The 13,196-nt window shown below is 70.2% G+C and carries 12 protein-coding genes; 5 read left to right on the top strand and 7 right to left on the bottom strand.

Annotated elements, in window-relative coordinates:
- Position 1 precedes the first annotated feature (1 nt).
- The gene (locus tag AVR91_RS26905; RefSeq protein WP_063272170.1) at positions 2 to 898 is read right to left on the bottom strand and encodes a DNA-3-methyladenine glycosylase family protein; all 897 of its coding nucleotides are present in this window, start codon (positions 896 to 898) and stop codon (positions 2 to 4) included.
- A gap of 74 nt (positions 899 to 972) precedes the next feature.
- Here AVR91_RS26905 and AVR91_RS26910 point away from each other — a divergent pair, with 74 nt between their 5' ends.
- Positions 973 to 1,425, top strand: a complete 453-nt coding sequence (locus tag AVR91_RS26910) for an HldE family cytidylyltransferase (RefSeq protein WP_016331402.1) — start codon at positions 973 to 975, stop codon at positions 1,423 to 1,425.
- Between the two features lie 188 nt (positions 1,426 to 1,613).
- The gene (locus tag AVR91_RS26915) at positions 1,614 to 2,051 is read left to right on the top strand and encodes a hypothetical protein (RefSeq protein WP_083715431.1); all 438 of its coding nucleotides are present in this window, start codon (positions 1,614 to 1,616) and stop codon (positions 2,049 to 2,051) included.
- Between the two features lie 59 nt (positions 2,052 to 2,110).
- Here AVR91_RS26915 and AVR91_RS26920 read toward each other — a convergent pair whose 3' ends face one another.
- The 4 genes from AVR91_RS26920 to AVR91_RS26935 form a co-directional block, all read right to left on the bottom strand.
- Positions 2,111 to 3,151 carry a serine hydrolase domain-containing protein gene (locus AVR91_RS26920; protein ID WP_063272172.1) on the bottom strand — a complete coding sequence of 347 codons (1,041 nt, stop codon included), beginning with the start codon at positions 3,149 to 3,151 and terminating at the stop codon, positions 2,111 to 2,113.
- Between the two features lie 58 nt (positions 3,152 to 3,209).
- The gene (locus tag AVR91_RS26925; RefSeq protein WP_172843529.1) at positions 3,210 to 4,073 is read right to left on the bottom strand and encodes a glycosyltransferase family 2 protein; all 864 of its coding nucleotides are present in this window, start codon (positions 4,071 to 4,073) and stop codon (positions 3,210 to 3,212) included.
- A 158-nt stretch (positions 4,074 to 4,231) separates the two neighbouring features.
- The gene (locus AVR91_RS26930; RefSeq protein ID WP_063272173.1) at positions 4,232 to 5,368 is read right to left on the bottom strand and encodes a glycosyltransferase family 4 protein; all 1,137 of its coding nucleotides are present in this window, start codon (positions 5,366 to 5,368) and stop codon (positions 4,232 to 4,234) included.
- A gap of 70 nt (positions 5,369 to 5,438) precedes the next feature.
- Positions 5,439 to 6,494: a glycosyltransferase family 4 protein gene (locus AVR91_RS26935; protein WP_063272174.1), complete on the bottom strand. Its 1,056-nt coding sequence runs from the start codon at positions 6,492 to 6,494 to the stop codon at positions 5,439 to 5,441.
- 19 nt (positions 6,495 to 6,513) lie between these two features.
- Here AVR91_RS26935 and AVR91_RS26940 point away from each other — a divergent pair, with 19 nt between their 5' ends.
- From AVR91_RS26940 to AVR91_RS26950, 3 genes are read left to right on the top strand one after another with little or no spacing between them, the layout of a single operon-like run.
- A complete protein-coding gene (locus AVR91_RS26940; protein ID WP_063272175.1) occupies positions 6,514 to 7,425 on the top strand; it encodes a glycosyltransferase family 2 protein in 912 nt (303 codons plus the stop codon).
- Positions 7,426 to 7,457: 32 nt separating this feature from the next.
- Positions 7,458 to 9,971 carry a glycosyltransferase gene (locus AVR91_RS26945; RefSeq protein WP_063272176.1) on the top strand — a complete coding sequence of 838 codons (2,514 nt, stop codon included), beginning with the start codon at positions 7,458 to 7,460 and terminating at the stop codon, positions 9,969 to 9,971.
- Positions 9,964 to 11,052 (top strand): glycosyltransferase family 4 protein, encoded by a 1,089-nt coding sequence (locus tag AVR91_RS26950; RefSeq protein WP_016331393.1) that lies wholly within the window; start codon positions 9,964 to 9,966, stop codon positions 11,050 to 11,052. Before AVR91_RS26945 ends, AVR91_RS26950 begins: the two co-directional genes overlap by 8 nt.
- A 200-nt stretch (positions 11,053 to 11,252) precedes the next feature.
- Here AVR91_RS26950 and rfbD read toward each other — a convergent pair whose 3' ends face one another.
- A complete protein-coding gene (gene rfbD / locus AVR91_RS26955) occupies positions 11,253 to 12,143 on the bottom strand; it encodes a dTDP-4-dehydrorhamnose reductase (protein ID WP_143254100.1) in 891 nt (296 codons plus the stop codon).
- On the bottom strand, positions 12,130 to 13,113 hold the full coding sequence (gene rfbB, locus AVR91_RS26960; protein WP_063272177.1) for a dTDP-glucose 4,6-dehydratase: 984 nt from the start codon (positions 13,111 to 13,113) through the stop codon (positions 12,130 to 12,132). The genes rfbD and rfbB overlap by 14 nt, the downstream gene beginning before the upstream one ends.
- Positions 13,114 to 13,196: the final 83 nt, after the last annotated feature.

Here is a 13,196-nt window from a genome sequence, read left to right on the forward strand (position 1 = left end):
GTCACATCGCCCGGTAGTCGCGGAGTTCGATCTTCGGCCCGAACCTCGGCCGCCGGAAACCGGCCGTCGACAGGTAGCGCACCGCGCGCTGCCGCTGCGGCGAATACGGCGCCAGCACTTCGGACATCCCGACGTCGTCGAGTTTCGTGCCGACGAGCGCGTGCCCGACCATCGACGGGATGTTGTAGTCCCCGAAGCTCACCGCGTCCGGATCGCCCCAGGCGCGCTGCGCGATCTCCGCCGCGGTCCACACGCCGATCCCCGGCACCTTCCGCAGCCAGGCCCGGCCTTCGACACCCTTCAGTTCGACGGCCTTCTCCAGCCGGGGCGCGACACGGGCCGCCGCGATCAGCGTCGTCCGCCGTTTCAGATCCACCCCGGCACGATGCCATTTCCAGTCCACAATGGAGCGGATGGCGACGGGGGTCGGCGGCACGCGCAGCCGTGACGGCCCCGGCCCTGGCGCCGGTTCGCCGAACCAGCGGCACAGTTCACCCCACGATCGCAGCGCCTCCGTGCTGGTCACCTTCTGTTCCAGCACGGCGAGCACCAGCGCGTCCCACACCCGGCCGGTCGAGCCGAGGCGCAGTCCCGGGTTCCGGCGCCGGGCCGACGCGATGACGTCGTGGTGCGCGACGAATTCGGAGTCGTCGTCGTGTGCGCCGAGCATCGCCGGGACACCTTCGAGCAGCCTGTCCGCGCCGAGCCCCCAGGCCTCCGCCTCGATCTCGCCGTCCGCGCGCCGCAGCAGCGCGAGCGTGCCCGGGCCGTCCGCGGTGTTCGCGGCCAACCAGGTGACCCCGCCCTCGGTCCGGACGACGTTGGGCGAGCGCGACCCACGGCTCAGCGGGCCCAGAACCGTGTCCAGGTCCAGCTCGAAGGCAGGACGGAATCGCACACACGGAAACTACCCGGCACTCGGCTAGGGTGAGCGGGCCACCCGAAACCGTAAGCCTACGGAGGACACCGACGATGACCGAGCGACCGGCGAAGGCCTCGATCGTCAGCGGGTACTTCAACCCGCTCCACCAGGGCCACCTCGACCTGTTCGAAGCCGCTCAGGCCAGGTCCGGCTACCTGATCGTCATCGTCAACAACGATCACCAGCAGGTCCTGAAGAAGGGCAGGGTGATCCAGGTCGAGGACGTCCGGGCCCGGATCGTCCGCGCGCTGCGCATCGTCGACGACGTGTACATCGCCGTCGAGCAGGGGCCGGGCATCAACGAGTCGTTCGACCTGATCCGCGCGGCGTACCCGGACACGGAGCTCGAGTTCTGCAACGGCGGCGACCGGCGCAACGTCGACGAGCTCCCGGCCGACGAGGTCGAGGCAGGAGCCCGGAACAACATCTCGATGATCTACGGCATCGGCGGCACGGACAAGGCCGACTCCAGCACCCGGATCCTTTCGGACATGGAAGCCTGACACCGATATTTGTCGGATGACGTTCGCGGGTCTGCTGACGGCGGCCGCTCCTAGGGCCTACCCTAGACAACACACAGTCGGCCCTGAACCCAGAGGGCCCCAGGTCAGTCGGGAGGCCTAGGGGAATGGACCCCCGTGCTCGGGCGGACGCCTTGCTCGCACGCGCAAGCGCGCGTGGAGCCTTCGTCGTGACACCGGACAACGCGACGTCTCCGATGGACTCCGCGAACACTCAGCAGATCCCCCGGTCGGTGGTCGCCGAGATCGACCGTTCGTCGGACCCGGACACGACCACTCAGCTACCGGCTTCGCTGATCGCGGAGAACGACCACCCGCTCGCGGGACCCGAACCGACGACACGGCTGGATCTGCCGGCGGTGCGGGGCGAAGGCTCGACCCAGCCGCAGCCGTACCCCCGGCGTCCCGGTACCCCTCAGCCGACCAGACCGCTGCCGCAGGCGACGACCCCGCTCACCCGGCGGCCGCCCGCCGCGCCGGTGCAGAGCCCGCTGATCGAGCAGCCGGAGCAGGAGACCGTCGAAAACGAGGTCGGCGGCTTGGTGCCCACGGTGAAGCAGAACCCCTCGGGGCGTTCGAACCTCTCGCGCCGGCTGGACGGCATCTAGCCCTTCCGCACGCGCTATGAACGGTCCGTTCCTTGCAAATTTTGCAAGGAACGGACCGTTCATAGCATCCGGATAGCCCGATCGATCTCCTTGATCGCCGCTCCCCCGCCGTACGTGGCGTTGGACAGCATCGCGACATCCAACCCTTCGGCGGGATAGTGCCGCATGAGCGAGCAAACGCCGACGTTCCCGCCGTCCTTGTAGTAGTGCCGCACCGAACCGTCCGGCGCCAGCACGAATTCGAGGCCGAAGCCGTACCAAACGCCGCTGCTGTGGAGAACCTGCGGGGTGAGGAACTCCTTCGTGCGCTCTGGGCTCAAGAGCCGCTCCTCGCGGATCGCGCGCAGAAGCCGGACGAGGTCGCCGACGGTGCAGTACGCCCCTCCGTCGGGTGAACCGATCGGCGGGTAGCTGAAGATGTTCTGCTTCCAGCCGGTGATCCGCTCGCCATCGAGGATCGGGTCCCAGCCTTCGGCGACCCTCGGCTGCGGATCACGCCGGTCGAAGAACCCCGAATCGGTCATCCCCGCGCGGTCGAGCACGGTCTCCCGGACGTGGTCGCGATACGGCCTCCCGGTGATCTCCTCGATCACCAGCCCGGCGAGGACATACCCCGAATTGCAGTACCGGCAGCCCTCACCCGGTGCGAAATTCGGTGCCCGGTAAGCGAAATTGGGCAGATGGTCACGCGTCTCGACGACCGAGTACACCGGCTTGTCGACCCACAACGCCTCGTAACTCTCGCCCGCTTCCTCGTCCGCGTCGTCGGCGATCCCGGACGTGTGCGTCAGCAGATGCCGCGTCGTCGCCCCGGCCGAGATCACCGTGCCGTCGAGGTCGATGATCTCGCCGATCGGGCGGTCGAGGTCCAACCGGCCCTCGTCGGCCAACTGCACTGCGGCGATCGAGGTGACGACCTTGGTGATCGACGCGATGTCGTACCGGATGTCCGGCGCGTTCGGCACCGACCAGCGGCGGCTGGCCAGGCCGTAGCCATGTTCGAACAGCGTCTCGTCGCCCCGCAGGATCAGCACGACCCCGGAGAAGCGGTCCTCCCCGGCGCGTTCCGTCAGCCAGGCGTCCAGTGCGGCGAAGTCCATGCACCGACGGTAACGACGACGGGGAGCCCGGTCGCGTGAATTCCGGTGGCCGGAACGACTACTTCCGGCGCGTTTCGAGTTTGAGGCGCAGCGCGAGACCGGCCTTCACCGCGAGCATGACCGGCTTCCACCGGAGACCGCGGTGACGGTCCGCGAGGTAGCGGTACGCGCTGTCGTGGTGCGCCCGCAGCATCTTCGCCGAAGCCTGCGAAGTCGAGTGCCCGCCGATGTGCATGACACTGGACGAAGGCGCGTACACGTTCAGCCAGCCGGCGCGGGCCAGCCGGTCGCCGAGGTCGACGTCCTCGAAGTACATGAAGTAGCGCGTGTCGAACCCGTCGACCGAATCGAAGGCCTCGCGACGGAACAGCTGGCAGGACCCGGAAAGCCAGCCCGCCGTGCGCTCGACCGGGGTGCCGGTCTCCTGCCGGTACTGCCGCGTCCACGGATTGCCCGGCCAGATCTTGCCGAACACCGCGTGCCCGATCCCGCGGCCGAACGACGGCAGCAGCCGGGCCGACGGGTACACGGTGCCGTCGAGATCGTGGATGAGCGGGCCGAAGGCGCCACCGCGCGGCCAGCGCTCGGCCACCTCGAGCAACGCGTCGAGCGAACCGGGCTCCCATTCGAGGTCCGGGTTCACCACGACGACCCAGCCGTAGCTGTCGTCGAGCTCCGCGACGCCCCGATTGGCTGCCGTGCCGTACCCGACGTTCTCGCCGATGCTGAGCAGCTTGACGTTGTCCCGGCGGGCGGCCTTCTCCGGCGCGCCGTCCGTGGAGTCGTTGTCGGCGACGACGACCTGGACGTCCCGGTCCGTCGCCTTCTCGAGGGTGTCGAGGAACTTCTCGAGGGTCTCGCCGGGGAAGTACGTCACGGTCACGACGGCGATCCCGTCGCCGTAGCTGGGGTGCTCAGTCACGCGGCCATTGTCCACCCGTCACCGAACGCGACTTCGGCCCCACCCCACCGGGGCGGTAGCAAAGGTCCCTTGCTCTCCGCCCGCCGCCGAGCGCGGGAGTCTTGAAGGCCCCCTTTGAGACGTTGAATGTCTCAAAGGAGGCCTTCAGGACAGCAGAGCTAGCTCGCCCGTCGCTGCGAGTGCCGATACCAAGCCTTCGCGTAAGCCTCCCGGTGCCGCTCCGCGGTCGTCGCCCACGAGAACTCCTTCGCCCGCCGAAGCGCGGCTTCAGCCAGCTCGGCCCGGCGAGCCGGGGCGTCGAGCAGTTCCGAGATGGCCGCGGCGACGTCTCCGGCGCCGACACCGCAGTAGGCGACCGCGTCCCCGCCGACCTCCGGCAGGGAAAGCCGTCGTGTCGTGAGCACGCTCGCGCCGCACGCCATCGCCTCCAGCACCGGCAGTCCGAATCCCTCGCCGAGGCTCGGATAGGCGACCAGCTCGGAGCCGCCGAGGAAACCGGCGAGCGTGTCGAACGGCAGATACCCGGCTCGGATCACCCGCAGCCGGTGCGGAACGGCGTCCAGCGCGCGTTCGACCTGCGAATCCCAGCCCGGCTGCCCGGCCAGCACCAAGGCGGGCGGGTTCGGCCTGCCGATCACGGCGTGCGCGAAGCCGCGGATCAGCGCGGGCACGTTCTTGCGTGGTTCCAGCGCGCCGAGGAAGGCGACGTACGGCGTCTTCCCGAGACCGACGGCCTTGCGCGCGGCTTCGATCTCCGCGGGCGAGGGCGGATGGAACCGATCCGGTTCGACGCCGTGGTGGATGATCTCCAGTTCCGCCGTACGCACCTGGCCGACGCGTTCCAGTTCGGCCGCCGTCGCGATGCTCGGCACGACACACAGCGTCGCGCGCCGAAGCGCCGTCGCGGTCCAGGCGCGGAAGAAGCGCGCCTTCACCGAAGAGTGCAGGACCGCGTCGGTGAAGAAGGTCGCGTCGTGCAGCGTCACCACTGAAGCGGCCGGACTGGCCAGCGGCATCGTGTAGTGCGGTGAATGGACGACGTCGGCGGCGAGCCGGCGGACCAGCCGGGGCAGGGTCGCCTGCTCCCAGGTCAGCCTGGCCGTCCTGGTCGATGTCGACGGCGAGGTGGGCACGATCCGCGCGCCGGGCGCGAGCCGGTCGTACAGCACCGCGTCCCGCGGCTGACAGACGACGGTGATCCGCGCGCCGTCCTCGTCCAGCGCCGCGACCAGCGAATCCACGTAACGACCGACGCCACCCCGGTCCGCGGGAACGGCAGTCGCGTCGATAAGCACGCGAGGGTCATCGGTCACCCTAGGAGGGTACGGCGGCGCACCAGGTCCGCGGTGGGGAACCGACAAACTGCTAGCGCAGGTGGAGTTCCCAAACCGCGGAAGCGGCTCGTTGCCAGGTGAACTCACTCGAACGACTGAGACCACTGTCACGCAGGGCTGCCGCACGCTCCGGCTGGTCGAGGACGTCGCGAAGGGCATCCGCAAGCGCTTGCGCATCGCCGACAGGGACGGCGACGCCCGCTCCCCCGGCCACCTCGACCAGGGCCGGGACGTCCGAATGCACCACCGGCACCCCGGCCGCCATCGCCTCGATCAGCGGCAGCCCGAATCCCTCCGCCCGGCTCGGCATCGCCAGCACCGACGCGCCCCGCAGCACGAACGCCAGCTCCGCGTCGCTCACCTTCCCCAGCACCCGGACGTCGGCGCCGTGCTCGCGCGCCAGCGCCGACGGGTCGATACCGCCCCAGCCCGGCTGACCGGCCAGCACCAGCGGCACGCCCAGCCGCCCGACGGCGTCGATCAGCACGTCGATGCCCTTGCGCGGCTCGATCGTCCCGATCGCGAGCACGTACCGCTCCGGCAGCGCGACCTCGGCGAATCCGGCGGGCGGCCGCACCCCGTGCGGGATCACGCGCACCGGCACCGAAACCGGCACCAGCCCGGCGAGCTCGTCCGCAATCGCTTGCGTGGGCACGGTCAGCGCCGTCGCCCGCGACGCGGCCCGCGCGATCACCGCTTTGTGCCACGCGACGCCGCGCGGGGTCAGCGTCTCGGGATGCGTCCACGGCACGGTGTCGTGCACCGCGACCGACAGCGTCCGCCCCTTCGGCACCCGGGCGGGCGCGAGCGGGGTCGGCGCGTGGACCGCGTCGCCGCCCGGCCACCACGGCAGGCCCAGCTGCCAAGCCGCGACCAGCCCGCGAGGCGGGATCGGCAGCACGCGCGGCCCCGCGACCCCCTCGACGACCGCGGCTTCGATGTCGGCGTGCCGCGCGACGACGCTCGACACCGTCCAGCCCGGCGGCGCCGTCTCGGCGAGCGCGCGCAGCAGCTCACCGGTGTAGCGGCCGGTCCCGCCGGGGACCGGCGCCAGCAGCTGCTCGGCGAGCACGACCAGTTCGGGCATGGTCTCTATTCTCTCCACCATGACCAGCACCACCGTCGTCGTGGTCACCTGGCGCGGCGCCGCGCATATCACCGCCTGCCTCGACGCCCTCGCCGCGCAGTCCCGCGCGCACCGGACCCTGGTCGTCGACAACGCCTCCGACGACGGAACGGCCGCCCTGCTCGCCGCCCATCCCTCGAAGCCCGAAGTGCTCCGGCTGCGGCACAACACCGGCTACGCGGGCGCCATGGCCGCCGCACTGGACAAAGTGGACACTCCGCTGATGGCCTGGCTCAACGACGACGCCGCTCCGGCCCCGGACTGGCTCGCGACCTGCGAAGACACCCTCGCGAAGGCGCCGCTCGCCGCGGCCGTGAGCGCCCGGCTGACGCTCGCCGACGGGACCGTCCAGTCCACCGGCGTCCGCCTGACCGCCGACGGCCACGGCGCCGACCTGCCGGAACCCGCCGACGAGATCTTCGGCTTCTGCGGGGGCGCGGCCGTGCTCGACGTCGAGGCGCTCCGTTCCGTCGGCGGCGTCCCCGCCTCCTACTTCTGCTACTACGAGGACACCGACACCGCGTGGCGGCTGCGGCTGGCGGGCTGGGACGTCGTAAGCGCCGAAGCCGACGTCACCCATCAGCATGGCGCGAGCACCCGGCCGGGTTCGGTCCGGTTCCACCTGTGGAATGAACGCAACCGCCTCCTCACCCTCCTGCGGTGTGCTCCGCGGGCGGTGGCGATCCGTCAGCTGGTGAAGTTCGCCGCGCTCACCCTGGTCCTGCCCCTCCGAGGGAAACCAGCCGCACCGAACTTCCGTCCGAGCCTCCGGTGCCGCGTCCTCGGCGACGTCGCCGCCCGCCTGCCGCGCACGCTGGTCGAGCGGCGGGCCATCGGGCGGCGGACGGCGCTCGACCGAGGCGCGGTCTGGGAGGCGTGGGCGGGCAATTAAGCTTGCCCCAATCGAGAGCAGGGAGTACGGCTTTGGCGCAGGGGGAAACGCAACCGGTCGTCTCGGTGATCGTCGTGAACTACCGGGGGGCCGCCGACACCGTCACCTGCCTGCGCGCACTCGCTGAACACGATTACCCGAACCTCGAGGTCATCTGCGTCGACAACGCCTCCGGCGGCACCGACGTGGCCGAGATCAAGGCCGCCGCACCGGGCGTCAAGCTCGTCGAATCCCCGGTGAACTCCGGCTTCGCGGGCGGCTGCAACCTCGGCGCGCGGCACGCCACCGGCACCGTCCTCGCCTTCCTCAACAACGACGCCCGCCCGGCTCCCGGCTGGGTCGGCGCGGCCGTCGCCGAACTGCGCGCGCAGCCGACCGTCGCCGCGGTGGCCAGCAAGGTCCTCGACTGGGACGGCACCGGCACCGATTTCGTCGACGCTGGCCTGACCTGGTTCGGCATGGGCTACAAACGCCACGCCGGCAGCCCGCTGGCCGACGTCCCCGCCGCCGAACACGAGATCGCCAAGGACGTCCTGTTCGCGACCGGTTCGGCGATGTTCGTCCGCGCCGGGGTGTTCGCCGAGCTCGGCGGCTTCGACGAGCGGTTCTTCATGTTCTACGAGGACGTCGACCTCGGCTGGCGGCTGAACCTGCGCGGCTGGCGCGTGCGCTACGTGCCGGAATCGCTGACCTATCACAAGCACCACGCCACGATGTCCACAGTGGACGCCCCGGACTCCGGGCGTGAGACGTTCTTGCTGGAGCGCAACGCCTTGGCGGCGCTGTACAAGAACCTCTCCGACGAGACCCTCTCGCGTGCGCTGCCCGCCGCGCTGGCCCTGGCCGTCCGCCGGGCGACGGCGCGCGGGGACCTCGACGCCACCCAGTTCGATCTCGCCAAGGGGGTCGGCCCGGCCGAAACCGGCCCCGTCGAGGTGCCGAGGACGACGTTGGCCGGGGTGCTGGCGATCGACCAGTTCGTCGAACTCCTGCCGTCGCTCGCCGAGGCGCGCGCCACCGAACAGGCCGCCCGTGTCCGCACCGACGCCGATCTGCTTCCCTTGCTGCGCAAGGCCTTGGAGCCCGCGTATCCGCTGCCGCGCTATCTCGCCGCGCACGACGTCCTGGTCGAGACGTTCGGCATCGACGCGCTCTTCGGGCAGCGCCGCAAGGTGCTGGTGATCACCGGCGACGCGATCACCGAGCGGATGGCGGGCCCGGCCATCCGCGCCTGGAACATGGCCGCCACGCTGGCCACCGAGCACGACGTCCACCTGGTGACGATCAACCCCCTCGCCGATCCGCCGCCCGCGCCGTTCCGGGTCAGCGCGGCGACCAGGCGCGATCTGGAGACGCCGATCGCCTGGGCCGACATCATCATCCTGCAGGGGCACGTCCTGGAGCTCGCGCCCTCGCTCAAAAAGCAGTACGCGCACAAGATCGTCGTCGCGGACCTGTACGACCCGATGCACTTGGAGCTGCTCGAACAGGGCAAGGGCGTGCCCGACGACAAACGGGCACTGGACCTCATCGGGGTCACCAAGGTCCTCGACGCGCAACTGGAACGCGGGGACTTCTTCCTGTGCGCGTCGGAGCGTCAGCGCCACTTCTGGCTGGGCCACCTGGCCGCGATGGGCAGGCTCTCGCCGAGGCTGTACGACGCCGACCCGACCACCCAGTCGCTGCTGTCGATCGTCCCGTTCGGCCTGTCGCCGCAGGCACCGGTCCGCACCGGCCCCGGCCTACGGTCCACTTTGGACGGTATCGGCGAGACCGATCACGTCGTGCTGTGGGCGGGCGGGGTCTACAGCTGGTTCGACCCGTTGACCCTGGTCCGGGCGATCGAACGGCTGCGGCAGCGCCGCGGTGACGTCCGCCTGGTGTTCCTCGGGATGAAGCATCCCAACCCCGAGGTCACCGAGATGGACATCGGCGCGCGCACGATGCTGCTCTCGGACACGCTCGGCCTCACCGGCAAGCACGTGTTCTTCAACCAGCAGTGGGTGCCGTACGAGGAACGCCAGAACTGGCTGCTCGACGCGAACTGCGGTGTCACGACGCATTACGAGCACGTCGAGACGACGTTCGCGTTCCGCACGCGGGTGCTGGACTACCTGTGGGCCGGGTTGCCGATCGTCACCACCGACGGCGACTCGTTCGCCGATCTGGTCCGCGAGGAGCGGCTCGGCGTCGTCGTCCCGGCCGAGGACGTGGACGCGCTGGCCGACGCGCTGGAAAAGGCGTTGTACGACGAGGAGTTCGCCGCCGGCTGCGTCGAGCGGATGGCCGCCGTCGCCCAGCGCTACACCTGGCCCGAGGCACTGAAACCGCTGGTGGAGTTCTGCCGGAACCCGCGGCCCGCCGCCGACCGGCTGCCAGGTTCGGAGGACCTCGTGGTCACGGCTCCGGTGCGGGGCAAGGAAATGCTGCGCCGTGACGTCGACCTGATCCGCGAGTATCTCGCCGACGGCGGGCCGAAGGAACTCGTGCGGCGCGTCGGCGGCCGGGTGGTCAAGGTCGCCAAGCAGAGGCTCGGCCGTGGCTGACCGCCCCTTGCGCGTCCTGCTCGACGGGACCCCGCTGCTCGGTGCCAGGACGGGTATCGGCCGGTACACCGTCGCTCTGTCCGAAGAGCTCGCCTCGATGTCCGAAGTGGACACTCGCGCGGTCGCGTTCACCTTGCGCGGCTGGCGACGGCTGCGGCACGTGCTCCCGCACGGTGTCCGGGCCCGTGGCATGCCGGTGGCCGCACGGCTGCTGCGGAAGGCGTGGCTGCGGTCGCAGCTGCCGCCGGTGGAGCTGTTCGCCGGGCCGACGGACGTCGTGCACGGCACCAACTTCGTGCTGCCCGGCCGGTTCCGCGCGGCGGGTGTGGTGACCATCCACGATCTGGCCTTTTTGGACGCTCCCGAAGAGCTCGCGCCGAGCGACCACGAGCTGCCGCGGCTGGTCCGGCGCGGCGCCCGGCTCGCCGACGCGATCTGCACGCCCACCAACGCCGTCGCCGATCAGGTCGCCGAACGGCTCGACGTGGACCGCGGCAAGATCATCGTCACGCCGCTCGGCGTGAACCCGGCGTGGTTCACCGCGCGCCCGCCGGATCCCGAGCGCCGCAAGGAACTCGGGCTCCCGGACAAGTACCTGCTCTTCGCCGGCGCCCCCGGGCCCCGGAAGGGCCTGCACTGGCTCCAGCAGGCCCACGAGGCCGCGCCGGACCTGCCGGATCTGGTGTTCGTCGGCCCCGGTTCGTTCTCGGTGGGCTCGCGTTCGCGGCACGTCGGGTACCTGTCGGACGTGAACCTCCGGCGGGTCGTCGCCGGGGCCAGCGCGCTGGTGCTGCCGTCACGCGACGAGGGCTTCGGGCTTCCGGTGCTAGAAGCGCTGGCGTCGGACGTTCCCGTGGTGTGCACGGACATCCCGGCGCTGCGCGAAGTCGCGGGCAACTGCGCGAGCCTGGTGCCCTACGAGGACGTCGACGGGCTCGTGGAGGCGCTGCGGATGGCCGTCAGCGACCCGCACGCCGTCGCCACCTCGGCCGCGCGCCGCGCCCACGTCGCGAACTTCACCTGGCGCGCGTGCGCCGAACTCACCGTCGCCGCGTACCGCCAGGCGAGCACGAAGCACTGACCTCCCGTGTTCCGTCTCCAATCACGCGAGTTCGCCTTTCAATCACGAATGATCGCCGTCTGATCACACGAGTCCCCCATCACCGCCCGTATGCCCTCCGTCCAGGAAGGGCGAACTCGCGTGATTGAAGGCGTAACTCGCGTGATTGAAGGCGTAACTCGCGTGATTGGGCGACGAACTCGCGGCAGATGCGAGCGGACTCAGGAAGCGAAATAGGCCTTCAGGGCGTCGGACCAGTCCCGAAGCGGCGCGAGACCCGCCTCGCGCCAGGAAGCGTTCGACAGCACGCCATACGCCGGACGCGCCGCCGGACGAGGGAATTCCGCCGTCGTACAAGGCTTCACGCGAGCCGGATCCGCGCCGAGCTCCGTGAAGATCGCCTTCGCGAAGCCGCACCACGTCGTCGACCCGCCACCCGTGCAGTGCAGCACCCGCTGCGAAGGCCCTTCACCCGCGGCGACCCGGCCTGCCAGCTCCAGCAGCCCGGCGGCGAGGTCGCGCGACCAGGTCGGCGCACCGGTCTGATCGTCCACTACGGACAATTCCTCGCGCTCCTTTTCCAGGCGCGCCATGGTCTTCACGAAGTTCGACCCGGTCTTGCCGTACACCCAGGACGTCCGCACGATCCAGGACCGCGCTCCGGACCCGAGCAGCGCGTCCTCGCCTGCCGCCTTCGTCCGGCCGTAGGCGTTCAGCGGGCCCAGCAGATCACCGGGCTCGTACGGCGAAGTCGCGTCACCGGCGAACACGTAATCCGTGGACACGTGGATGAGCGGCACCCCGCGTGACGAGCACGCCGCGGCGAGCACCCGGGGGCCGTCGGCGTTCACCGCGAACGCCCGCTCCTCGTCGGTTTCCGCCGCGTCCACGGCGGTGTAGGCCGCCGCGTTGATCACCACCGGCGACGTCCCCGTCGCCCGCGCCCGGTCCGCCAGCTCGGTCACCGCGGCGACGACCTGGCCGGTGTCGCGCACGTTCAGCTCCGAAGACGACGGTGCCGCGGCCTGCGGGGCCAGCGCCGCGAGGTCCTGTCCGAGCTGACCGGATCCGCCCGGTACGAGAATGCTCAGCACCTGCTCACGCCCCCGCACGGTTCTTCAGCGGCTCCCACCACGACCGGTTTCCGCTGTACCAGGCGACCGTTTCAGCCAGACCGTCCTCAAAGGACTGACGCGGCGCGTAGCCGAGCTCCGTCGAGATCTTGGTGATGTCGACCGAGTACCGGCGGTCGTGCCCCTTGCGGTCCTCGACCGGCTCGACGCTCTCCCAGTCCGCGCCGACGGCGGTCAGCAGCCGCTCGGTCAGCTCGCGGTTGGTGAGTTCCGTGCCGCCGCCGATGTTGTAGACCTCGCCCGGCCTGCCGCCGTCGGCGACGAGCTGGATACCGTGACAGTGATCGTCCACGTGCAGCCAGTCACGCACGTTGAGCCCGTCACCGTAGAGCGGGACCTTCTTGCCGTCGAGCAGATTGGTCACGAAGAGCGGGATGACCTTCTCGGGGAATTGGTACGGACCGTAGTTGTTCGAGCACCTCGTGACACAGACGGGCAACCCGTGCGTGCGGAAGAACGAACGGGCCAGCAGATCCGAGGACGCCTTCGACGCCGAGTACGGCGAATTCGGCTCCAGCGCGTGGTCTTCGGCCCAGGAACCCTTCTCGATCGAGCCGTAGACCTCATCGGTGGACACGTGGACGAACTTCCCGACCTCGGCCTCGAGCGCGGCCTGCAACAGGGTCTGCGTGCCCAGCACGTTGGTCAGCACGAAGTCGGCCGCGCCGGCGATCGAACGGTCCACATGGGACTCGGCGGCGAAGTGCACGACCAGGTCGACGCCCCGCATGAGCTCGCTGACCAGGGCGGCGTCACAGATGTCGCCCTTTTCGAACCGGTAGCGCGGATTCCCGCGCACCGGCTCCAGGTTCGCCTCGTTGCCCGCGTAGGTCAGCTTGTCGAGCACGATCAGCTCGGCGTCGGCCAAGCTCGGGTACGCGCCCGTCAGCACCTGCCGGACGTAATGCGAACCGATGAACCCGGCACCCCCGGTGACCAGCACTCGCATCCCGCGATCCTCCCTCTACGACTTCACCGACCGGCCGAGTGTGTCACGACCGGGGCAACCTTTCACCAGCCTACGGACGTCTA

The organism is Amycolatopsis keratiniphila subsp. keratiniphila (assembly GCF_001620365.2).
In the GTDB taxonomy this organism is placed as follows: Bacteria; Actinomycetota; Actinomycetes; order Mycobacteriales; family Pseudonocardiaceae; genus Amycolatopsis; species Amycolatopsis keratiniphila.